A 22,762-nucleotide genomic window follows, 5' to 3' on the forward strand; every position below is an offset into this window, starting at 1 on the left:
TGGACGGGCCCGGTACGCACAAGGCGTACCGGGCCCGAATGGAGCAACGACTCAGGCGTTGGCTTCCGCCGGAGTGTCGGCGATGACACTGCCGCGCCGCTTGGACACGACGATCGCCGCGACGATCACCGCGACCGCGACGACCGCGATCACGATCCGCCACGTGGTGTTCGCGCCGCCGCCGAGCGTCAGCGTGACCACCGCGGGGGCGATCAGCACCGAGACCAGGTTCATCACCTTGATCAGCGGGTTGATCGCCGGACCGGCGGTGTCCTTGAACGGGTCGCCGACGGTGTCCCCGATGATGGTGGCCTCGTGCGCGTCGGAGCCCTTGCCGCCGTGGTTGCCGTCCTCGACCAGCTTCTTCGCGTTGTCCCAGGCACCACCGGAGTTGGCGAGGAAGATCGCCATCAGGGTGCCGGTCGCGATCGCACCGGCCAGGTACCCGGCGAGCGCTCCGGTGCCGAGGCCGAAGCCGACGGCGATCGGGGCGAACACCGCGAGCAGACCCGGCGTGGCCAGCTCCCGCAGGGAGTCGCGGGTGACGATGTCGACGACCCGGCCGTACTCGGGCCGCGTGGTGCCCTCCATGATCCCGGCGATCTCCCGGAACTGGCGGCGCACCTCGTACACCACCGCACCGGCCGCGCGCGAAACCGCGTTGACGGCCAGACCGGAGAACAGGAACACCACTGCCGCGCCGATGATCACGCCGACCAGCGTGTTCGGGCTGACCACCTGGTTCACGAACGAGCTCATCGCGTTGACCGCGCTGCCCCCGCGCTCGGCGAGGGTCTTCGCGATCGCGTCCGAGTAGGACCCGAACAGCGCCGTGGCCGCCAGCACCGCGGTGGCGATGGCGATGCCCTTGGTGATGGCCTTGGTGGTGTTGCCGACCGCGTCGAGCTCGGTGAGGATCTGCGCGGCCTTCTCGTCGACGTCACCGGACATCTCGGCGATGCCCTGCGCGTTGTCCGAAACCGGCCCGAAGGTGTCCATCGCGACGATGACGCCGACGGTGGTCAGCAGACCGGTACCGGCCAGCGCCACGGCGAAGAGCGCAACGCCGCCGCCCAGGAGGTACGCGCCGAACACAGCGGCGCCGATCACCAGCGCGGTGTACACCGCGGACTCGAAACCGACCGAGATACCGGACAGGATCACTGTCGCCGCACCGGTTTCCGACGTCTTGCCGACGTCCTTGACCGGCTTGTGCTCGGTGCCCGTGTAGTACCCGGTGATGCGCAGGATCAGCGCGGCGAGCACGATGCCGATGATCACCGAGACGGTGGCGATCACGGCCGGGTTGCCGGTGTTGTGCGCGTAGCTGTCGCCGAATTCGGCGAAGCTGCCCGGCAGGTACACGAACGCGGCGATGGCCGACAGCACCGCGGAAATCACCGCGGAGATGTAGAACGAGCGGTTGATCGTGACCAGACCGCCTTCGCCCGCGCGTGCCTTCGTGATGTACACGCCGATCACCGCGGTGATCACGCCGATGGCAGGCACGATCAGCGGGAAGATCAAACCGGACGAACCGAAGGCGGAGCTGCCGAGAATCAGCGCGGCCACCAGCATCACGGCGTAGGACTCGAAGAGGTCCGCGGCCATGCCGGCGCAGTCGCCGACGTTGTCGCCGACGTTGTCGGCAATCGTGGCGGCGTTGCGCGGGTCGTCCTCGGGAATGCCCTGCTCCACCTTGCCGACGAGGTCGGCGCCGACGTCCGCGGCCTTGGTGAAGATACCGCCGCCGACACGCATGAACATGGCGATCAGTGCGGCGCCGAACCCGAAGCCCTCCAACACCTTCGGGGCCTGGCCGGTGTAGACGAGCACCACGACCGCGGCACCGAAGAGGCCGAGACCGACGGTGATCATGCCGACCACGCCACCGGTGCGGAACGCGACGCGCATGGCCTTCTCGCGCCCGCCTTCCTCCCGCGAGGCGGCCGCGACGCGCAGGTTCGCCTGCGTGGCAAGCCACATGCCGAGGTAGCCGATGGTGAACGAGAACACCGCGCCGACGAGGAAGAAGATCGACCGGCCGATCCGTTCGTTCCAGTCGTCCGCGGGAAGTGCGAAGAGCAGCAAGAACACGATCACGCCGAAAACGGCGAGAGTGTTGCGCTGTCGCTTCAGGTAAGCGGCCGCACCTTCCTGCACTGCCTTTGCGATGTCCTGCATCTTGGCGGTGCCCTGGCCTGCGGCCAGCACCTCCTTGAGCAGGACGTAGCCGATGGCCAGTGCGGCAAGGGCGACCACGGCGACCACACCGACAATGGTGTAGCCACCCCCGGAGAGCGTGATACCGCCCTCCGCGAGGAACTGCCGGGACATTCGTCCTCCTGGAAACGCCGTTTGGCCAGCGCGGGCCCGTCGTACCCCGGCGTGCCTGCGCTGGCGTGGATCTGTGCCGGTCGACACGCTAGCCGTGCAGGCAATGCACGTCTCACATGACTCTCGCCACAGAGGGTGTGGATTGCGGGAGTGTATTGGTAGTGATCCGGCGACCCGCAACGCGTCCCGCTGAGAGCACGGTCGGTGACCTTGTGTGATTGGTCACTGGATCGATCTCGCCCCGGTTTTGTCGGTGCCCTGTGCCAAGCTTCGGCACGTGGTTGGCGAGAGAGGACGGAGGCTGCTGGACCGGGTCACGGCAGGGATCCCGGCGCACGAGAACCCGGTCACGCACGTGGCCAGGCTGCCCGCGCGCACGGCCAGTTTCGCGCCGTGGCCGGAGTGGGCTGCGCCGGAAGTGGTGGCTGCGTTCGGTGCGGCCGGGGTCGGAAAACCGTGGCGGCACCAGGTCGAGGCCGCTTCGCTGGCGCATGCCGGTGCGCACGTGGTGGTGTCCACGGGGACGGCGTCCGGGAAATCGCTGGCGTATCAGCTGCCGGTGCTGTCGGCGCTTTGTGCGGACAGCCGGTCGACGGCGCTGTACCTCTCGCCCACCAAGGCGCTCGGGGCGGATCAGCTGCGTTCGGTGTCCTCTTTGGACGTCAAGGGCGTACGCGCGGCAGCGTTCGACGGCGACACCCCGATGACAGAGCGCGACTGGGTCCGCGCGCATGCGAACTGGGTGTTCAGCAATCCCGACATGCTCCATCGCGGCATCCTGTCGGCGCACTCGCGGTGGACGCAGTTCTTCCGGCGGCTGCGTTATGTTGTGGTCGACGAATGCCACAGCTATCGCGGTGTGTTCGGGTCGCATGTCGCGTTACTGCTGCGGCGGTTGCGCCGGGTTGCCGCCCACTACGGGGCTTCGCCGGTGTTCGTGCTGGCGTCGGCAACGACGGCGGCGCCCGCTGCTTTCGCGACGCGCCTCACCGGCGTGCCGTGCGAAGCAGTCACGGAAGACGCGTCGCCACGCGGGGCGCGCACGGTCGCGTTGTGGGAGCCGCCGCTGCTCGACGAGCTCACCGGCGAAAACGGCGCGCCTGTGCGGCGTCCGGCTGGCGTCGAGACGGCGCGGATTCTCACCGAGCTGGTGGTGGAGGGCGCGCGGTCGCTGGCGTTCGTCCGCTCGCGGCGCGGGGCCGAGCTCACCGCGCTGGGCGCACGTCGGCTGCTGTCCGAAGTGGACCCTTCGCTGGCGAAAACCGTTGCGGCGTATCGGTCCGGGTTCTTGCCGGAGGAGCGGCGGGAACTGGAACAGGCGCTGTTGTCGGGTCGGTTGCTGGGAGTCGCGACCACGAACGCGCTGGAGCTCGGGGTCGACATCGCGGGTCTCGATGCGGTGGTGCTGGCCGGATACCCGGGCACGCTCGCGTCGTTCTGGCAGCAGTCCGGCCGCGCGGGCCGGTCGGGCGACGAGGCGCTGGTGGTGTTCGTGGCACGGGACGACCCGCTCGACACGTACTTGGTGCACCATCCGGCGGCGTTGCTGGAGCGCCCGGTGGAGACGGCGGTGCTGGACCCGGCGAATCCGTACGTACTGGGTCCACAGCTGGCGTGCGCGGTCGCGGAACTGCCGCTCACCGAACCGGAACTGCCGACCTTCGGCGGCGACGCGGCACGGACGGTGCTGGCGGATCTGACCGCGGAGAAGCTGGTCCGCCGCCGGTCGAGCGGCTGGTACTGGACGTCGCGCGACCGTCCGCACGCAGACGTCGGCATCCGCGGCTCGGGCGGCGACCAGATAGCGGTGATGGAAGCGGACTCGGGCCGCATGCTCGGCACGGTCGACCCGGGCTCGGCCTGCTACGCCGTCCATCCGGGGGCGGTGTATTTGCACCAGGGTTCGTCGTATGTGGTCGATGAGCTGGAGCTGGAGACGGGTCTGGCGCTGGTGCACGCGGAGGACCCGGACTGGACGACGTCGCCGCGCGAGATCGTGGACATCTCGGTGCTGTCCACGGAGGAGCAATGCCGCCATGGCGAGGTGACGGTGTGTCTTGGCGAGGTGGCGGTGACGTCGCAGGTGGTGGGGTATCTGCGCCGCCGCCCGTCGGGTGAGGTGCTGGACCACACGCCGCTCGACCTGCCCGAGCAAAGCCTCCACACGAGAGCGGTGTGGTACACGGTGACGGGGGAATTGCTTGAGATGCCACCGTTTGCCGGGGAGGGTGCGCCTTCTGGTGGGAACCCTGTTGCGGCTGGTTCGCCGGTGGGGGCCGGGGGTGGGTCAGCGATCGCGGTCGACGAGGGCGACCTGCCGCGTGGACCAGTGGGGGCCGGGGGTGCTGGGTATTCCGATGAGAACCCGGCGGAATCAGCCGCAGATAAGCCGGTGGTGACCGGGAATGCTGCGTCCTCCGACGGAAACCCGGCAGAATCAGCCGCAGGTGAGCCGGTAGGGACCGGCGTTGCTGCGCCTGTTGCTGCTGATGTGCGGGCCGGGGCCCTGGGTGCTGCCTCAGCCGTCGCGGTCGGCGGCTGGGCCCAAGGGGGCGACCCGCCTGGTGAGCCGGTGGGGACCGGGGGTGCCTCGCCGGTTGTCGGGGGAACCGGCGAAGTCTCTGGGGGCTCCGCGGACGGACGGGGGTCCGGGGCCGCGGTGAGGGGTGGTGCTGCGTCGGCGGGTGTCGACGCTGCGGCCACGGTCAGAGCTGCTGCGGTGGGGACCGAAGCTCCGCTCGTCGTATCCGGAGCCGAACCGGTGGGGACCGAAGCCGGTTCGGTGGGGACCGAGTTGTCGCAGGTGGGGACGGCTGTGGCAGCGGTGGGGACCGGGGGTGCCGGCAGAACACCGGGGGGTGCCGGATTGGTTCCGGCACGCGTCCCCGGTGCTCTGCATGCCGCCGAGCACGCTGCGATCGGCCTGCTACCGCTTTTCGCTACGTGCGACCGCTGGGACATCGGCGGGGTGTCTACCGCGTGGCACGAGGACACCGGGGAGGCGACGGTGTTCGTGCACGATGGGCATCCCGGGGGTGCGGGGTTTGCCGACCGCGGTTATGCCGCGATTGTCCCGTGGCTGGCCGCTACGCGGGAGGCGATCGTCTCCTGCGAGTGCCCGACGGGCTGCCCGTCCTGCGTCCAGTCGCCGAAGTGCGGGAACGGCAACGATCCGCTGGACAAGGCGGGGGCGGTGGCCGTACTGGGAGCCGTGCTCGGGGCGTTGCGTCAGCACGGGGAACAGTGCGGCCACGGTGGTACGTGAAGACTTTCTTCGGTTGTCGCGCGCTGTCTGCCGGGATGGGACCGGGTCAGGCTGCGGTGGTCTGGACCAGCATGGGGGCGTGCTCGTCGGCAAGGGCGCGCACGAGCACGTCCTGCACCTCGGTGGCGTCGGGCAGGTGCCAACCGCAGACGTCCGGCTTCACGCGCCAGTGCACGAGTCCGTGCTGGAACGGCGACGGGGGCAACGGGATGTAGCTACCCGCACCGTGCCACTGCACCGACACGCGCTCGGCGAGTTCGGCCGGAATCCGCTCGGCGGGCGTGGTGAGAAAGAGCCACCGCCCGTTCGGCATCGCGACGATCGGCGCCGGGTGCCCGAGGGCACGCAGCAGCCGCGCGGCGCGCTTGCCGAGCTCTTGGTCTACCTCGACCGCGTCGAGCACGGTGCCGGTTGCCACGAGCAGGCTGTGCGTACGGTCGGTGAACCAGCTGGCGACCTCGTGGGCGTGCGAGCCGACGAGCTCGCGCCAGTCGTCGCGCACCGGCAGCGGCCGCCGCCAGGTCAGGTCGTCCCCCTCACCGGTGATCGGAGCCGGGGTCGCCCCCGGGAGCACCGGCCAGCCACGCCATGCGAGGCCGATCGCCTCCGCACGCAGTTCGATGCGGAAGGCGTTCCGCCAGCTGTCCGGCCAATTCGCGTCCAACATTGCTTTCCTGCCTTCAAGTTCCGGTTTTCACGCCGCCCCGGGGTCGGGGCCCGTGGTGGCGCACGTCTCACTAAACGGCAAGTTGCACATTGCGGGGAAGACCTGCGCGACAACCGGCCGTTACCGCGCGATGAACGCCCGGTAGTCCACCGCCCGGCCGATAACGGCGCACCGATCACCGGCCGCTGACCCCGCCGTTCCCCCCGCCGGACGGTGCCGACCACGGCTTTCGACACTTTCTCGCGCCTCCGCAGCGGTCGTGGCGCAGGTGCTGGATTGGGCCGTTGACCAGCACTTTCAACCGCTCGCCGTACGCCAGCGACCGCTGCTCGCGCCCTCCGGCCACTCGCCGAGCCCCATGATCGGCACGAGCGGACGGGGATTCCGGCGACCGGTCACCACTCCGCGCCCGGGCTGCCGACGAGCGGTTTCCGGCGGACGGCGAGGGTTGGGGTGGGTTGCGCAGGGTGACGGCTCGGGCTGGTTCGGCGGGCGAGTCGAGGCCTCCGGGCCCGGGCTGCTCGGGTCCGGGCTGCTCGAGTCCGCTGCTCGGGTCCGGGCTGCTCGAGTCCGCTGCTCGGGTCCGGGCTGCTCGAGTCCTGCCGAAGCGGTAGGCCGACCGGTCAGGACCCCGGCGCGGCTCGGGACACAGTCCGCCCGGACCGAACACTCCGGGTGCGACGAACGCTGGGGGCACTCCCGGACGAGACCAAGAGCAGCCCGACCGATCGGCAGATCAGCGGACCGGCGCGGCCCGTCGACGACAGTCTGGCGCCTGGTCCGTCGGACCTGCGCCCACTCAGGTCAGCGGAAGCAGAACCATTGACCGTCGTGACCCCTCAATCGGCGCGCACCGCAAATCCGCTGGCCCGTGCTGCCCGGCCTGGTTGCCGCGCAACTTGGGTCAAGGTGGCAGTTCTACCGGACCCGCGCGGGCCTTGGCTGTCGGTGCGGGGAGGCCAGGCATCGGGGCGACGGCGGCGCGGACCTCGACGAAAGCGTCTCGGTTGTGCCAGCGGCAACTGGTCACGACCGCTTTTTCGTGGTCTGCCACCTCGGCCGCTCGGGCGCAGGCTGTGGTCGGCCCGTCGGCGGCGTGAGCGGCGGCGGCCAACGCGCCCAGGTCTGCGGCCGCCTCGACTCGGTGTCTCGCGGAGATCGCCACTGCTATCCACCAGACCAAGACCGTCACGCCGATCAGGGTTGTTGCGGCCAAGGCCGTCCAGACGGTGGCGACGCCGGCGTCGTTCGGGGGTTGCCGACTGATCATGACGGTTCCGTTATTGCGTACGCGGTTGCGCTGAGGTGCAAGGCAGACAGGGCATCCGTGGTGACTTCGGCGGTGAGGCCGTCGCCGGCGTGCTGGATCGTCAGGCGGGCGCCACGTGGGGCGATTGCCTGGACTACTGCGTCGGCGGCACCGGGCTGGCCGGCCGCGGTGAGGCGGGCGGCTTCGCGGGCGGCGTCGAGACAGCGGAGGTGTCCGGCGATCGCGCTGGTTCCGGTGAGCAGCACAGCCAGCACGGCGGTCAACGCTCCCAGCGAAAGAGCGGCTTCCACCGTGACGAAGCCACCGTCCCGGCGACGGCCCGCCATCAGGTGGCCACCGTCAGGGCTCTTTGGACCAGCCCGGACAACGCCGTGGAAATCGAGTCTCCGGTGAGCAGAACGTAAAGCGCGACGGCGAACGCTGCCGCGGCCACTGTGCCGATGGCGTATTCGGCCGTGGTGGTGCCTTCGTCGCCGGGTAAGAACAGCATGTTCGGATTCCTTTTCTGTCGTGGATGTATTCACAGCAGGCCACCGATCCGCCCGGCGAGGCCGAGCACCACCGGCAGCACGCCGAGAACGAAGAACGCGGGCAGGAAACACAGCCCCACCGGCAGAGCCAAGGCGACCCCGGCCCGTTCGGCGCGTTCCTCGGCCTCGACGCCCAGTCCGTCGCGCAGGCGGCGGGCCAGGTCGTCCGCGGTCGAGGCGAGCGCCGCGCCCGACCGCGCGGTACGGGTGGCCGCGACCGCCAGTTCGGCAAATCCCGGCCTTGCCCGGACGGGTGCCCAGGCCGGTGCTGGATCCGCACCGAGTGCGAGCAGATTTGCCGTTTCGCGCAAGGCTTTCGCGGTTTCGGCTGGCGCGCCGGTCGCGACTGTTTCCAACGCCACCGGGACTGGCATTCCGGTGCGCAGGCAGGCGGCCAGGACGTCCAGGACGGCGGCTGAGCGCAGGCGTTCGGAGACGTCATCAGGACCTCTGACCCGGCTGGACCTGCGGAGCAGCCACCAGCCGCCGACTCCGGCGGCCACGCCGACCGGTATTCCGGCGACGACGGCAATCGAGAGTCCGGCGACGACGGCGCAGGCGGCGTGCCGAATCTCTGGTCGCAGGGTGCGCCGGGGTCGGCGTGCCAGGTGTCGGGGTGGCGCAGTTCCTGGCCAGAGCAGAAGTGCGATGGCTGAGAGGGCGAAGCCGATGGTGATCATGCGCGCCCCTTTCGGTTGGTCAGCGCGCGAGACCATGCGGTGCCTGCCCACAGCAGCGCGGCGCCGGCTACCAGGAATGCTTGCCCGATCAGGGTTTCGGTGAGGACGGTGAGCGGGCCGGCGCCGATGAGCTGGCCCAGCGCCAGACAGCCGACCGGCAGGATCGTGAGGACGACGGCGCTCATCCGCGGACCGGCCATTTTCGCGTGGAGCCGACGGGTGAAGGCGGTTTCGGCGTCGACGTCGCGGCGGGTTGCCTCCAGGGCGTCGGCGATCGGGAGACCGTGGCGGCGAGCGAGGTTCCAGGCGTGGGCGACGCTGGGGAGTACGGGGGATTCGAGGGTGCCGTCGAGGCGTGCGGCGGTGGAGAGGTTGCGGAGTTCACCGGCGAGTTGCGGGACGGCGTCGGCGGCAGCTTCGGCCGCGGTGACCGGGTGAGCACCGGCGCGGAGTTCGGCGACCATCGTGCGGAGAACGGCCGACGTCTGCTCGGCGCGGGCCAGGGCTTCGGTGGTTTCCTTTCTGCTGCGCCATTCCTGGCGGATGGCGAGGGTGAGAAGGGCGGTGGCAACGGAGGCGCCGATCCCGCCGACGAGCAGCGCGACGACGGCCGGTGCCAGCCAGAGGAGTTGGCGCGGCGGGACGGGCAGGCGCAGGACAAGGCGCGCGGGTTGGAGGCGGCTGGGGAGGGTGGGCCAGCAGAGGATTCCGGTTCCCAGGAAGAGGAACGACCAGGGGGAGATCATGCGGGGACCTCACGGTGGGGGTGGTCGGTGTGGGTGAGCGGGTGGTGAGGGGTGGTTATGGCACGGGCGAGGGGCGGCAGGGTCGTGGTCATGGAACGGGCGTGCGGATGCGGGGTGGCGGGCACGGCACCGGCAGGCGAGAGGACGGCGGCAGTCACGAAACGGGCCAACGGCAGCAGGGTCGCGGGCACGGAACGGGTGGCTGGACGGAGGGTGGTGGTCACTTGGGGGCTCCGTCGCGGGTGAGGTCCGTGAAGAGGGATCTTCGGGTGGTCCAGTGGCCGTCTCGCCAGACTGGGTGGGTTCGGACTTCTCCGTGGTATCGCTGGAGTACTGCCACTTCCGCGAGGTGGCGGCCGGTGGGGGTTCGGCGCATGTGGAGGATTACGCGGACTGCTGCGGAGAGCTGGCTGTGCAGGGCGTCGCGGGGGAGGCCGCCCAGTGCGGCCAGCGCTTCCATGCGGGCGGGGACTTCCGACGGGGAGTTGGCGTGGAGCGTGCAGGCTCCGCCTTCGTGGCCGGTGTTCAAGGCGTTCAGCAGCGAGCACACTTCCGCGCCGCGGACCTCGCCTACGATCAGGCGGTCCGGGCGCATTCGCAGGGCTTCCCGGACCAGCTCCGGGAGTTCGACGGCTCCTGCGCCTTCGACGTTTGCCGGGCGGGCTACCAGGCTGACGAATTGCGGGTGGGACGGGCGTAGTTCGCCGGCGTCTTCGACGCAGACGATTCGCTCGGCTGGCGGCACTGTGCCCAGCAGGGCGCTCAGTAGCGTGGTTTTGCCTGCGCCGGTGCCGCCCGTGACGAGAAAAGCCAGGCGGTGGCTGATGACCGTGCGGAGGATTTCTGCGCCGGCGTCGTCGAATGCGCCGCGGTCGCGGAGGGTGGCTAGGTCGTGGGTGGCCGGGCGGAGGACGCGTAGCGACAGGCAGGTCCCGTTGGCCGCGATGGGTGGCAGGACGGCGTGGACGCGGACTCGGCCTTGCTGGGCGGGGAGCCAGCCGTCGACGTAGGGCTGGGCGTCGTCGAGCCGGCGGCCCGCGGCGAGGGCCAGTCGCTGCGCCAGGCGGCGGACTGCGTCCTCGTCGGCGAAACGGACTGGGGTGCGGGAAAGTCCTTCGGGACCGTCGGTCCAGACCTGATCCGGTGCGGTGACGAGGACGTCGGTGACGGATTCGTTGTCCAGCAAGGGTGCCAGAGGTCCGGCGCCGAGGAATTCGTCGCGGGCCTGCCGGACGGCGGCCAGTACTGCATCGTGGCTGAGGGCACCGCCGGCTTCCTCTCGAACGGCCTCGACGACGGCGATCGGGTCCGTGCCACGGGACTCACCCGCTAGGCGGTGGCGGACCCGCTCGACGAAATCTGCAGTCATGATGGGCTTTCCGGATCGGATTCGGTGGGCATGGGGTGGAGTTCGGTGGTGGGGAATGGCTCGTGGGGAGCGTGGGAGGGGGACATGGTCGGCTCCTTGGGGGGTTGGGGTGGGTTGGCGAGGGCGGTGACCACGATCGGCACCGCGGAATCGGGCTGAGGACTGGCGACGGGTTAGCGAGGGCCGTGACCACGACCGGCACCGCGGGTCGAACTTCAGCGACCTGCCTGTGCGACCGGTCGGGAGCGTCGACGGTTCTGAGGAGTCGGCTGCGATGACCGGGTTCGGTTTCCGCAGGTGGTAATGGCTGCCGGAATCGGTCGTGGCAGCCATCTCCGGATCACGAACCGGCCATCACCACCGAACCCAACCTCGGCAAGGGTGTGCCTCCGCAGGAGCGAAGGCCCGAACCTCAGGCGGCTTGCGCGACGGAAGGGGCACGCAACGCAGCCAGCACTGCGCGAGCAGCCGTGGCCAACGCCCCCTTAGGTGGCAGGTCGAACTCCCCCGACTCCAAGGTCGCTGCTACCCGGCGTTCCGGCGGCAGCGTGGCGATCAGCGGTGGGCCCAGCAGGGCCGCCGTGCGGGCGGGGGTGGCGCCGTCCACGGAGTGTCCACTTGCGACTACCGCGAAGCGGTCCGTGTGGGGGCGTAGGTGGTGCAGGAGTTGTTTCGCGGCCATGCAGGCGCGAAATTCGACAGGTACCACCAAGACCACCAAATCCGCGGCTGCGGTGACGGCCAAGGCGCCCTCGGCGGGGTGGCGCGGTAGGTCGCACACCACGGTGCGGCCTGCGCGGCGGCCGGCGGCTACTACGGCGGTCAGGGCGCGTGCGGTTGGTCCAGTGCCGGAGCGGCCGCACGACAGCACCGGGAGCGTGCCGCGAGTGGGCAGGGACGCGATCAGCGACGGGACGGACACCCGGCCAGATAAGCGGACTTCGGGCCACCGTAAGCCTTTTGTCTCTTCCAAGCCCAGTGGAAGGTCCAGGCCGCCGCCTAGTGGATCGCAGTCCACCAGCAGGGCCGGACCCGATCGGTCGGCTTCGACGGCGACTGCGGCGGCCAGTACGGAGGCACCGGCGCCACCGCGGCCGCCGACGAAAGCCACTACTGGGCCTGGGGATTCGGCGGGTGCGTCGGCTACGTCGGCGAATGCGACGGTGAGGTCGGACTCGTCGTCGGGCAGGCTGAGGACTCGGCGGGCGCCTACGGCGGCTGCGCGTTGCCAGGTCTCCAAGCCGGCTGCGCCCTTGCATACCAGCACTACGCTGTCTCGTCTTGGCAAAGAAGGGCTGTCGGAGGCTGCGTCCTCGTCGATCACGACCAGCGGGGCGCGCGTCCAGCGGCCTCGGGCTGCGGCTAGGTCTGCTGCGTGGTCGAAGGTGCAGCCGACGACGGCGGCGACGCGGCGGATCTCTTCGAACATCGCGCCGTCGGTTGCGACGACTAGTGGTTGTGCGGTGGCCATGTGCCCCTCCCCTGGGTCTCGGACTTCCACCGTCGCCCCTCCCCGGCCCGTCCGGCAATGCCCGATTCGCCTTCCTGTGGACAACCGGGGGGTTGTGGACAACTCGTCGGCGAAATCGATCAAGAGCCGCCGAGGCTTGTGTCAACTGCAGGACAATGCATCGCCACGCAGTTTCGGCCGGGAAAACGATTGCTACGGAGAAAATCCGGAGAATCCGTCGAAGAAAAGGAAATCTGCCACCCCCGGTCCGTTTTGCGTCGACCCGGCAGGAGAAAGCACCGGGACAGTTTTCGATCTTGTCCGGACGCCACCCGCGGAGCGAACGAAGATCCAGGTCAGAGCCGGAAACTCAAGCCACGCAACAATTCTCGGGCCGGACCCGAAATTCGTTCACGCCACCAGGAAAGAGGAGAATAGAAGGCGGCCCTCGCCAGGGGGGAGGGACGAGGGCCGCCAGGGGTTCAGCCCCGGGGGGTCGGACTGAACCAGCCCGGTTCAGGACCGGGTCTGCACACTGTAACTCCGGTCGGTACTAGTTGGCTCTCTGTGTGACACATACGATTCGATAACGGCACCCGGAGCCCTAAGTACGCAGATGTCATGGATTTTCCGGCCGCCACCGCATTACGTGTGTCCCCAACGAGCGCCTATCCTGATCACGTGGCCGAATCCCGCAGCGAAGCAACCCGGCGCGTTGCCGCCTTCTTCGATCTCGACAAGACGATCATCGCGTCGTCCAGTGCTCTCGCGTTCAGCAAGCCGTTGTTGCGTGAAGGGTTGATCAACCGTCGCGCGGCGCTGAGAAGTGCTTACGCGCAACTGGTTTTCTCCCTCGCCGGCGCGGACGCGGACAAGACCGAGCGGATGCGCGCCGAGGTGTCCGCGCTCTGCGCGGGCTGGGACGTCGCGCAGGTTTCCGCGATCGTGCGCGAAACCTTGCACGACGTCGTCGACCCGCTCGTGTACGCCGAGGCGACCGACCTCATCGCGCAGCACCTTGCCGACGGCCACGACGTCGTGATCCTCTCCGCGACCGGCGAGGAGGTCGCCGCTCCCGTCGCGGAGATGCTCGGCGCGACCCGGTGCGTCGCCACGCGGATGGAGATCGTCGACGGCCGGTACTCCGGCGAGGTGGATTTCTACTGCTACGGCGAGAACAAGGCGGTCGCCGCGAAACAGCAAGCCGCCACGTACGGTTACGACCTCGCCGCGTGCTTCGCCTACACCGACTCCAGCACCGACATCCCGTTGCTCGAGACGGTCGGCCACCCGCATGCGGTGAACCCGGACAAGCTCCTGCGCCGGACCGCGGGCGAGCACGACTGGCCGATTCTGACGTTCGAACGGCCGATGTCACTCCGCACCCGGATTCCGGCGCGCTCGGCGGGCGTGGTGGCGCTCGGCGTCGGCGCGGTGGCGGCCGGCGCGACGTGGTACAGCCTGAGCCGTCGCCGACGGTCCCGAAGCTCGGACTCCTGAGCACCCACACGGCGGTACCGGACCTCCGATTTCCGCAGCGCAACCACGGATTGTCCGTCGCGATGGGTGGTGCTGTCACCGGATCGAGCCTCTGTAACGGTGCACCCGTCCGCGCACTTGAAGTGACCGGGCTCACGGCGTAGAAAGTAGGTGCGGACGTTGAGCCGGCCAGGGCAGAGGTAGAAGAGAAGCCTCTACCACCCCGGGCAACCTCCGTGCGCGGACTCCGGGTACCCACGCGCAGCACGCCGCGGGAGGCTCGTCGTCTAGGGACTGCGTACCGGGACGCCGGACGCCGAGTCCATGAAGGTACGACCAGAGTTGCACGCTTGGTCGCCCGAGATGTTCGCGCTAGCAGGCGGCGCCCGTCGGCCCTTGGCTGACGGGCGCCGCCAGTGTTATGCGCAGCGCCGGACAGCCGGACAAGCTGCCGCACATCCTCCCAGGTGAACCCTGCCGTTCCAACGCTCGGCCGATGGACAACCCAGCGTCGTGGTGAGTAGCTTCCCGATACCGGTGCCGCCCGGTGGACACTTCACGGGCAGCACTCGACACTGGGAGGAAGATCGTGACGCGCAGGCGGAGGATGAAGGTGTTCGCACTGTCCCTCACGGGGGTGCTCGCCGTCGGGGGGCTCGGGGCCACGTCAGAGGCGAACGCACAGCCGGCACCGAACGCGCAACCGTCGGAAGCAGCGCAGCTCGACGCGGCCGCCACGCAGGCCCTGCGCGGGATGACCCTCGAGCAGAAGGTCGGACAGCTGTTCGTCACCTGGGTCAACGGCAAGTCCGCCGACGAGGTCAACCCCAAGAACCGCGCGGACTTCGGCGTCGACACCGCGGCCGAGGTCGTGCGGAAGTACCACCTCGGCGGGGTCATCTACTTCAACAACAGCAGCCGCGACAACTTCGACACCCCGGTCCAGGTCGCCAAGCTCTCCAACGGCCTCCAGCGCGCCGCGCTCTCCAGCGGGGCGCACGTCCCGCTGCAGATCGGCACCGACCAGGAGGGCGGCACCGTCACGCGGATGGGCGCACCGGCCACCGAGTTCCCCAACTCGATGGCCATCGCCGCCGGACGCGACCAGGGCAGCGCCACCGACGCCGCCACCGTTCTCGGCCACGAGCTGCGCGCCGTCGGCATCAACCAGGACTACGCGCCCGACGCGGACGTCAACTCCAATCCGGCCAACCCCGTCATCGGCGTGCGCTCGTTCTCCGGACGGCCCGACCTCGCGAGCAGCTTCGTGACCGCCGAGGTCAAGGGTTACCAGGAGTCCGGCCCGGTCAGCCAGACCGTCGCCGCGACCGCCAAGCACTTCCCCGGCCACGGCGACGCCGCCACCGACAGCCACACCGGGTTACCCCGCATCGACCGCACCGAGGCGCAGTGGCGCGCGATCGACGTGCCCCCGTTCAAGGCCGCGATCGCCGCGGGCATCGACTCGATCATGAGCGCGCACATCCAGTTCCCGAGCCTCGACCCGTCGGGCGAACCGGCGACGCTGTCGAAGCCGATCATCACCGGCAAACTGCGCGGCGAGCTCGGGTACGACGGCGTGGTGATCACCGATTCGCTGCAGATGCAGGGCGTCCGTGAGCTGCACAGCGACGCCGAGATCCCGGTCCTCGCCCTGAAAGCCGGCGTCGACCAGCTGCTCATGCCGATGCACCTGGACGTCGCGATCAAGGCAGTGCTCGCCGCGGTGAAGTCCGGTGACCTGCCGATGGAGCGGATCGACCAGAGCGTCAAGCGAGTGCTGAAACTGAAGCTCAAGCGCGGCATCATGCAGTCGCCGTTCACCAATCCGGCGCTCGTCTCGCGCACGGTCGGCACGCCGGAACACCTGGCCACGGCGCAGGGGATCGCCGACCGGTCGATCACCGCGATCGCCAACGGGGTGATGCCGCTCAAGCAGAAGCCGTCGACCGCGTTGGTCACTGGCTGGGGCGAGACCGCCACGCAAACGCTTGCCGACCGGCTGAGTGCGCATGGCACCAAGGCGACCGCACTGACCACTGGGCAAACGCCGACCGACGCGCAGATCGCCCAGGCCGCCGACGCCGCGAAGAAGACCGACCTCGTCGTGGTGCTCACCAACAATCTCGGCGGTTTTCCCTTGCAGAACAAGCTTTTGCAGGCGTTGATGGATACCGGCAAGCCCGTGGTCGCGGTCGCCGCGCAGATCCCGTACGACGCTGGGTACGCCAATCCCGTGCCCACCTGGCTTGCCACCTATGGCTACATCACGCCGTCGCTCGAGGCGCTGGCCAAGGTCGTGCTCGGCGAGACGAAACCGACCGGGAAGCTGCCCGTCGACGTGCCCGACGGCGTCGACGTGCACACCGTCAAATACCCCTTCGGACACGGGCTGACCTGGTGACGCTCAACCGCCGGAACTTCCTGGCCGTCCCTGCGCTCGCGGTTCCGGTCCTCACCAGCAGCGCAACTCCGGCCCAAGCCCAGCCACGGCAAGTACTCACCGGCGCCGAACAACTCGCCGCGCAAGGCTGGCGTCCGCTGGCCGGACGCAAGCTGGGTGTGCTGTCCAACCCGACAGGCGTACTCGCCAACGGTGACCACGTTGTCGACTCGATGGTCGCTGCTGGCGTACGCCCTGTCGCAGCTTTCGGTCCGGAGCACGGCTTTCGCGGCAGCGCGCAAGCCGGTGGTTCCGAAGGCGACTACGCCGACCCGCGGACCGGCGTACCCGTGTACGACGCGTACGGCGCCGACGCCGCGAAGCTCGCTTCGCTCTTCAAAAAAGCCGCGCTTGACACCGTTGTCTTTGACATCGCTGACGTAGGCGCGCGCTTCTACACGTACATCTGGTCCCTGTACACAGCGATGGCCGCCGCAGCGAAGGTCAACGCGTCCTTCGTGGTGCTGGACCGCCCCAACCCCATCAGCGGGAGACTGTCGGGCCCAGTGCTCGACCCTAAGTTCGCGTCCGGCGTAGGACTGAAGCCGATCGCGCAGCAACACGGGATGACTGTCGGCGAGCTAGCGCGCTTCTTCGCTTCGGAGTACCTGCCACCTCTACAGCTCGAAGTAGTCCAGGTACGCGGCTGGCAGCGCGAAACCTTTTTCGCCGACACCGGTCTTCGCTGGGTGATGCCCAGTCCGAACATGCCCACTCCGGACACCGCGCTCGTGTACCCCGGCACGGGCCTGTTCGAAGGCACTGTGTTCTCCGAAGGACGCGGTACGACACGGCCGTTCGAGATCATCGGCGCGCCCGGTCTCGACTGGCACTGGCGCGAAGAACTCGAGAAGCTCCACCTGCCGGGCGCAGCGTTCCGCGAGACCTACTTCGTCCCCACGTTCGGCAAATTCGCGAACGAGCCCTGCGGCGGCGTACAGGTCAGCGTCACCGACCCGCGCGCGTTCGACGCGATCACCACGGCCGTCGCGATGATCACCACCGCCAAACGGATCGCGCCTGACAAGTTCGGCTGGCGGCCGGACCACATGATTGACAAGCTGTCCGGGTCCGCACGGCTGCGCACCATGGTCGACGCCGGTGCCGGGGTCGACGAGATCACCGGCGCCTGGCGGGCAGAACTCGCCGACTTCGCGCGCAGACGCCGTTCACACCTGATCTATCGCTGAGGAGAGCGGTCATGCGTGCTAGGAAAGTGCTCGTCGCGACGCTGGCCGTTCTGCTCGCGGCCACCTCGACCGCGGGAGCAGCCACGACCAGCAGCCACGACACCGGCCGGTTCGACCGGCCGCAGCACGGATTCGCCCCGGCGAGCACCACGTTGCGTGACGGCAGCCCAGGCGACGTCGGCCTCGACCCGCAGCCGATCCGCGACGCCGAGCAGTTCCTCAAGAGCTGGACACAACCGGACGTCAGCGGGCATCCGCACTTCTCCGGTGCCGTCGGCCTCCTCGCTCATGAGGGCGTGATCGTGGACCGTTACGCCGTCGGCGGCGCACTCCGGTACGCGGACGCGAAGGGCACTGAACTGCCGCCGCAGCAACAAGTGCCGATGCGTAACGACACCATCTTCGACCTGGCGTCGATCTCCAAGCTCTTCACCTCGATCGCCGCGCTGCAGCTGACCGAGCAGGGCAAGCTGGACGTCAACGCGCCGGTAACGAGCTACCTGCCCGAGTTCGCGGCAAACGGCAAGCAGGACGTCACCGTGGAGCAGCTGCTCACACACACGTCCGGCTTCGACGCCGACCCGTCGCCGTCGCTGTGGGCGGGCTACCCGGATATCCCGGCGCGCCGCAAAGCCATCCTCGACAGCCCGCTCAAGAACCCGCCGGGCAGCACGTATCTCTACTCCGACCTCAACCTGCTCACCCTCGGCCTGCTCATCGAGAAGCTGTCCGGCAAGCCGCTGGACCAGGTGGTGCACGACCGGATCACCGCGCCGCTCGGCATGACCGACACCGGATACAACCCGCCTGCCGCGAAGCTCGACCGGATCGCCGCGACCGAGTACGAGACAACGCCGCCACGCGGGCTCGTGCGCGGACAGGTGCACGACGAAAACGCCTGGGCTCTCGGCGGCGTCGCCGGGCACGCGGGGGTGTTCTCGACGGCCGGCGACCTGGCCGTGCTCTGCCAGGCGATCCTCAACGGCGGCAGCTACCGCGGGCATCGCATCCTGCAGCCGGGCACCGTCGAGAAGATGCTGACCAACTACAACCAGCGCTTCCCCGGCGACGAGCACGGGCTCGGCTTCGAACTCGACCAGCCCTGGTACATGGGCGCGCTGTCCTCGCCGGTCAGCGCGGGGCACACCGGCTTCACCGGGACGACGCTCGTGATCGACCCCGAGTCGCGCTCGTTCGCGTTACTGCTCACCAACCGCGTGCACCCCACGCGCACCTGGGGTTCCATCAACCCGGCCCGCCAGGTCTGGGCGACGTCACTCGCGAAGGCGATGGCGGTCCGTCCGGTCAAGGGGCCGGACGCGTGGTACGCCAGTCTCGACAACGATGGCACGGCTACGCTGAGTACCCGATTGCTGCCGTCCAGTGGGCCGTTACGCGTTTCCTTCCACGCTTTCGTGGACACCGCGGGACCGGGCGACCCGCTCCGGCTGGAATCCAGCACCGACGGCGTGAATTGGCAACCGGTTTCGCTCGTGGCGCGTGGCCGGGGTGCACCCGCCGGGGAGGTGCCGTCGCTCTCCGGGCACGGGCACCGTTCCTGGTGGCAGGTGTCCGCGGAGGTACCCGCGCCGGTCGCCACCGCGCTCCGCTGGCGTTACAGCACCGACGCCAGTTACACCGGACGCGGAATTTCCCTCGACGGTGTGAAAGTCACCGAACGCGGCCAGACCGTTCTCGATGGTGAGCAGAACCCGTCCGCGCTCGTTCCATCCGGATGGCGCCTGAGCACACGGTGACCAGCTGGTCGCGCTTTGCCACCGCGTTAGCCCACTCAGCGGAACATCACTCCTTCGCTCACCACACTTAGTTGCCAAAGCGTTAGCTTGAGCTCGTTAACAAGGACGACCCGGTTGGCGACTTTCTTGACAACGATTAATCGCAAACCGAAGTCCGCAGACACGGACGGGTTGTGATCCTGCCGAAGGATGTGGGTAGCCTTGTCTCAAATGCCAACGGTTAGTAACTTTCCGACGGCGGATGATACAGAATCCGTAGTCACCAGCGCACCGTCCGAGCACGTCCCAGCTCAGGCGACGGTGCGCGATGCGGACGCCAGCCCGTTGGTCCGCATCCGCTCGCTGCTGCCCGGGCTCGCCCGCGCCGAGCAGCGCGTCGCGAAGGTCGTTCTGGAAGATCCCGCCGCCGTCGCGCGGCGCAGCATCACCGAGGTCGCGCTCGCCGCGAACACCTCCGAGACCACCGTTACACGCTTCTGCAAGGCGGTCGGCGTCGGCGGCTATCCGCAGCTGCGCATCGCACTGGCCGCGGACACCGCGCGTACCGAGGCACGCACTTCGCGCAACCTCGGCGGCGAGATCGGCCCGGGCGACGGCCTCGCCGAAGTGATCGGCAAGGTCAGCTTCGCCGACGCGCGCGCCGTCGAGGAGACCGCCGACCAGCTCGACGTCGCGTCGTTGCAGAGCGTGATCGACCTCGTCGCCGAGGCGGGCCGGGTCGACGTGTACGGCGTGGGCGCAAGCGCTTTCGTCGCCGCGGACCTGCAGCAGAAGCTGCACCGGATCGGGCGGATCAGCTTCGCCTGGTCGGACACGCACATCATGCTCACGTCGGCCGCGGTGCTGAAGCCGGGCGACGTCGCAATCGGCGTCTCGCACACCGGCGCGACCACGGACACCGTCGAAGCGCTGCGGGTCGCCCGCGAGCACGGCGCGGCGACCGTGGCGGTCACCAACTTCCCGCGCTCGCCGATCACCGAGGTAGCCGACCACGTGCTCACCACGGCCGCGCGCGAAACGACCTTCCGGTCCGGGGCGACCGCGAGCCGGATCGCCCAGCTGACCGTGATCGACTGCCTCTTCATCGGCGTCGCGCAGCGGCACATGGAGGCGTCGGTCAACGCGCTGGACGCGACGAGGGACGCGGTCGGCTCGCACCGGCTCGGGGTGAGGCCCGACGGTCGCCGCCGCCCGCGGGAAACCGGCAAGTGAACCGAGAAGCGAGGAACCTGATGACCGTCCCCTGCCAGACGGTGCACGTCGATTCGCCGACCGAACAGCGCAACCCGCGCACGGTCGACATCGACCTCATGTCCACGATGGGGATCCTCGGCGCGATCAACGCCGAGGATCGCCGGGTGCCGGACGCGGTGGCCGCGGTGCTGCCGCAGTTGGCGCGTGCCGTGGACTACGCCGTGGAGGCACTGCGCGGGGGCGGGCGCGTGCACTACGTCGGTGCGGGAACCTCCGGCCGGCTGGCCACCTTGGACGCGGCAGAGCTCGTGCCGACGTTCAACGTGCCCGCCGACTGGTTCGTCGCCCACCACGCGGGCGGCGAAAAGGCACTGCGGCAAGCAGTCGAGAACGCCGAGGACGACGAGGACGCCGGCGCAGCCGAACTCGCCGGCACAGTACGGCCGGGCGATTTCGTACTCGGCCTGGCCGCATCGGGACGCACGCCGTTCGTCCTGGGCGCACTCACCGCAGCCAGCCGAGCCGGGGCACACACCGGGCTCGTTTCGGCCAACCCACGCGCCGCAAAACCGGCTGGGGTGGACGTACTCATCGCCGTGGCCACCGGCCCCGAAGTCATCGCAGGTTCCACCCGCATGAAGGCGGGCACAGCACAAAAACTGATCCTCACCGCGTTCTCCACCGCGACGATGATCAAGCTGGGCAAGACATATTCGAACCTGATGGTGAGCATGCGAGCCACGAACGCAAAACTGCGCGGCCGCACGATCCGCATCCTGCAGGAAGCCACCGGCATGACGATGGCCGACTGCTCGGACGCCCTCACCGAAGCCGGCGGCGACCTCAAGGTGGCACTGGTACACCTGCTGTCCGGCAGCGACGTCACCCACGCCGCAGAAGCACTGGCCTCCGCAGGCGGCCACGTACGGCAAGCACTGGACTCGCTACACCTACGCGCAGGCTGACACACTTCCCCGTCCCCCACGTCCGTGAAGGGAACCATCACGGAATCAGATTCCCTCATGGTTCCCTTCACAGACCACCCACCCAACCAACCGCACCGAGCTTTGCCGCGCGGCCAGACTCACCGAACCCAGGCACCCAGCCCCCGCCCTGCACCCCGATCCGAAGCCCCCACACGTGCGGAAGGGCTTGTCAAGGCATCTTTCCCGCCTTGACAAGCCCTTCCGCACGTCGTCACGATCGGGCTTCGGGGTGCCCCACGCAACAGTTCCCGCCCCCCCACCATCCGGAACCCATTGCACAAAACCTGCTCACCTGCTTAGCCTTTCAGATATGACCAACGCAGCCCGGCGCCTAACCCGATCCGACCGATGGTCAATCGGAGGCATGGCCGCTGCAATCCTCCTCCTCAACATCATCGGCTGGGGCCTGCTAATCCTGGTCGTAGCACCAAAACACTACGAACTAGGCGCAGCAGGAGGCTTCGGCATCGGCCTGGGCGTAACCGCCTTCACCCTGGGCATGCGGCACGCATTCGACGCCGATCACATCGCCGCCATCGACAACACCACCCGCAAACTCATGGCCGACGGACAACGCCCGCTTTCCGTCGGATTCTGGTTCTCCCTGGGACATTCGACGATCGTCTTCGCCCTCTGCCTCCTCCTCTCCCTGGGCGTCCGCGCCGTCGCCGGACAACTCGAGGACGACGGATCAGCACTCCACGAAGCAACCGGCATCATCGGCACCTCGGTATCCGGAGTTTTCCTCTACCTCATCGCCATCATGAACATCGTCGTTCTCGTCGGGATCGTCCGCGTCTTCGCCCGGATGCGCCGCGGCGAACTCGACGAGGCCGAGCTGGAACGCCACCTCGACAACCGCGGCCTGATGAACCGCCTCCTGCGCGGCGCCACGAAAGCCGTGCGGAAGCCGTGGCACATCTACCCGGTGGGAGTCCTTTTCGGACTCGGCTTCGACACCGCCACGGAGATCGGGCTGCTCGTGCTCGCCGCGGGCGCGGCCGCATTCGCCCTGCCGTGGTACGCGATCCTGGTGCTGCCCATCCTGTTCGCCGCCGGAATGAGCCTCTTCGACGCGGCCGACGGTGTCCTCATGAACTACGCCTACGGCTGGGCCTTCTCCCGCCCGATCCGCAAGATCTACTACAACCTCACGGTCACCGCGCTTTCCGTGGCTGTCGCGCTCGGCATCGGGACCATCGAACTGATCGGCCTGCTCGCCGAAAAACTCGACATCACCTCCGGTCCCCTCGCGGCCATTGCCGCCGTGGACCTCGATTACGTCGGCTTCGCGATCGTCGGCCTCTTCGTGGTGACCTGGGTGGTGGCGCTCGCGGTGTGGCGGTTCGGCCGGATCGAGGAGAAGTGGTCCGCGCGGCTGGCCGACTCGTAGCAGGTA

Annotated in this window: 17 protein-coding genes; 8 read left to right on the forward strand and 9 right to left on the reverse strand. The window is 68.9% G+C overall.

From position 1 onward, the window contains the following. Positions 1 to 51: 51 nt before the first annotated feature. A complete protein-coding gene (locus tag OO71_RS28090) occupies positions 52 to 2,337 on the reverse strand; it encodes a sodium-translocating pyrophosphatase (RefSeq protein ID WP_033292927.1) in 2,286 nt (761 codons plus the stop codon). Positions 2,338 to 2,614: 277 nt separating this feature from the next. Between OO71_RS28090 and OO71_RS28095 the strand changes: the two genes are divergently transcribed. Further along, entirely contained in the window at positions 2,615 to 5,602 is a 2,988-nt protein-coding gene (locus OO71_RS28095) for a DEAD/DEAH box helicase (RefSeq protein WP_033293061.1), read from the forward strand. A 46-nt stretch (positions 5,603 to 5,648) separates the two neighbouring features. Here the strand turns inward: OO71_RS28095 and OO71_RS28100 are convergent, their stop codons facing one another. From OO71_RS28100 to ssd, 8 genes are all read right to left on the reverse strand, one after another. Beyond that, on the reverse strand, positions 5,649 to 6,269 hold the full coding sequence (locus OO71_RS28100; protein ID WP_033292928.1) for a bifunctional DNA primase/polymerase: 621 nt from the start codon (positions 6,267 to 6,269) through the stop codon (positions 5,649 to 5,651). Between the two features lie 904 nt (positions 6,270 to 7,173). Then, on the reverse strand, positions 7,174 to 7,539 hold the full coding sequence (locus tag OO71_RS28105; RefSeq protein ID WP_033292929.1) for an Rv3654c family TadE-like protein: 366 nt from the start codon (positions 7,537 to 7,539) through the stop codon (positions 7,174 to 7,176). After that, on the reverse strand, positions 7,536 to 7,865 hold the full coding sequence (locus OO71_RS28110; protein WP_033292930.1) for a TadE family type IV pilus minor pilin: 330 nt from the start codon (positions 7,863 to 7,865) through the stop codon (positions 7,536 to 7,538). Before OO71_RS28110 ends, OO71_RS28105 begins: the two co-directional genes overlap by 4 nt. Further along, positions 7,865 to 8,029, reverse strand: coding sequence for a DUF4244 domain-containing protein (locus tag OO71_RS49255; protein ID WP_084145350.1), 165 nt, complete (start codon positions 8,027 to 8,029; stop codon positions 7,865 to 7,867). The genes OO71_RS28110 and OO71_RS49255 overlap by 1 nt, the downstream gene beginning before the upstream one ends. Positions 8,030 to 8,059: 30 nt before the next feature. Further along, a complete protein-coding gene (locus OO71_RS28115) occupies positions 8,060 to 8,749 on the reverse strand; it encodes a type II secretion system F family protein (protein ID WP_033292931.1) in 690 nt (229 codons plus the stop codon). Further along, entirely contained in the window at positions 8,746 to 9,495 is a 750-nt protein-coding gene (locus OO71_RS28120; protein WP_033292932.1) for a type II secretion system F family protein, read from the reverse strand. The genes OO71_RS28115 and OO71_RS28120 overlap by 4 nt, the downstream gene beginning before the upstream one ends. 220 nt (positions 9,496 to 9,715) lie before the next feature. Next, complete coding sequence (locus OO71_RS28125; protein ID WP_033292933.1) at positions 9,716 to 10,864, reverse strand: TadA family conjugal transfer-associated ATPase; 1,149 nt, start codon at positions 10,862 to 10,864, stop codon at positions 9,716 to 9,718. A gap of 412 nt (positions 10,865 to 11,276) precedes the next feature. After that, positions 11,277 to 12,335 (reverse strand): septum site-determining protein Ssd, encoded by a 1,059-nt coding sequence (gene ssd, locus OO71_RS28130; protein ID WP_033292934.1) that lies wholly within the window; start codon positions 12,333 to 12,335, stop codon positions 11,277 to 11,279. 660 nt (positions 12,336 to 12,995) lie between these two features. Between ssd and OO71_RS28135 the strand changes: the two genes are divergently transcribed. The 7 genes from OO71_RS28135 to nicT all read left to right on the forward strand — a co-directional run bounded on the left by OO71_RS28135 (position 12,996) and on the right by nicT (position 22,756). Beyond that, the gene (locus tag OO71_RS28135; protein ID WP_033292935.1) at positions 12,996 to 13,814 is read left to right on the forward strand and encodes an HAD family hydrolase; all 819 of its coding nucleotides are present in this window, start codon (positions 12,996 to 12,998) and stop codon (positions 13,812 to 13,814) included. Between the two features lie 586 nt (positions 13,815 to 14,400). Further along, complete coding sequence (locus OO71_RS28140) at positions 14,401 to 16,197, forward strand: glycoside hydrolase family 3 protein (RefSeq protein ID WP_051792402.1); 1,797 nt, start codon at positions 14,401 to 14,403, stop codon at positions 16,195 to 16,197. Further along, positions 16,194 to 17,426 carry an exo-beta-N-acetylmuramidase NamZ family protein gene (locus OO71_RS28145; RefSeq protein ID WP_033292936.1) on the forward strand — a complete coding sequence of 411 codons (1,233 nt, stop codon included), beginning with the start codon at positions 16,194 to 16,196 and terminating at the stop codon, positions 17,424 to 17,426. Before OO71_RS28140 ends, OO71_RS28145 begins: the two co-directional genes overlap by 4 nt. A gap of 11 nt (positions 17,427 to 17,437) precedes the next feature. Beyond that, complete coding sequence (locus tag OO71_RS28150) at positions 17,438 to 19,183, forward strand: serine hydrolase domain-containing protein (protein ID WP_033292937.1); 1,746 nt, start codon at positions 17,438 to 17,440, stop codon at positions 19,181 to 19,183. Positions 19,184 to 19,483: 300 nt separating this feature from the next. Beyond that, entirely contained in the window at positions 19,484 to 20,395 is a 912-nt protein-coding gene (locus OO71_RS28155) for a MurR/RpiR family transcriptional regulator (protein WP_033292938.1), read from the forward strand. Between the two features lie 17 nt (positions 20,396 to 20,412). Next, positions 20,413 to 21,342, forward strand: a complete 930-nt coding sequence (gene murQ, locus OO71_RS28160; RefSeq protein WP_033293063.1) for an N-acetylmuramic acid 6-phosphate etherase — start codon at positions 20,413 to 20,415, stop codon at positions 21,340 to 21,342. 331 nt (positions 21,343 to 21,673) lie between these two features. Next, a complete protein-coding gene (gene nicT, locus OO71_RS28165) occupies positions 21,674 to 22,756 on the forward strand; it encodes a Nickel transporter NicT (RefSeq protein ID WP_156096568.1) in 1,083 nt (360 codons plus the stop codon). The last annotated feature ends 6 nt before the right edge of the window (positions 22,757 to 22,762 follow it).

Source organism: Amycolatopsis jejuensis (assembly GCF_000717335.1).
Taxonomy (GTDB): Bacteria; Actinomycetota; Actinomycetes; order Mycobacteriales; family Pseudonocardiaceae; genus Amycolatopsis; species Amycolatopsis jejuensis.

Coding starts and splice junctions, on each gene's coding strand:
- OO71_RS28125 (WP_033292933.1), bottom strand. CDS start 10,864: ATGACTGCAGATTTCGTCGAGCGGGTCCGCCACCGCCTAGCGGGTGAG.
- OO71_RS28115 (WP_033292931.1), bottom strand. CDS start 8,749: ATGATCACCATCGGCTTCGCCCTCTCAGCCATCGCACTTCTGCTCTGG.
- OO71_RS28120 (WP_033292932.1), bottom strand. CDS start 9,495: ATGATCTCCCCCTGGTCGTTCCTCTTCCTGGGAACCGGAATCCTCTGC.
- ssd (WP_033292934.1), bottom strand. CDS start 12,335: ATGGCCACCGCACAACCACTAGTCGTCGCAACCGACGGCGCGATGTTC.
- OO71_RS28100 (WP_033292928.1), bottom strand. CDS start 6,269: ATGTTGGACGCGAATTGGCCGGACAGCTGGCGGAACGCCTTCCGCATC.
- nicT (WP_156096568.1), top strand. CDS start 21,674: ATGACCAACGCAGCCCGGCGCCTAACCCGATCCGACCGATGGTCAATC.
- OO71_RS28140 (WP_051792402.1), top strand. CDS start 14,401: ATGAAGGTGTTCGCACTGTCCCTCACGGGGGTGCTCGCCGTCGGGGGG.
- OO71_RS28090 (WP_033292927.1), bottom strand. CDS start 2,337: ATGTCCCGGCAGTTCCTCGCGGAGGGCGGTATCACGCTCTCCGGGGGT.
- OO71_RS28110 (WP_033292930.1), bottom strand. CDS start 7,865: ATGGCGGGCCGTCGCCGGGACGGTGGCTTCGTCACGGTGGAAGCCGCT.
- OO71_RS28105 (WP_033292929.1), bottom strand. CDS start 7,539: ATGATCAGTCGGCAACCCCCGAACGACGCCGGCGTCGCCACCGTCTGG.
- OO71_RS49255 (WP_084145350.1), bottom strand. CDS start 8,029: ATGCTGTTCTTACCCGGCGACGAAGGCACCACCACGGCCGAATACGCC.
- OO71_RS28150 (WP_033292937.1), top strand. CDS start 17,438: ATGCGTGCTAGGAAAGTGCTCGTCGCGACGCTGGCCGTTCTGCTCGCG.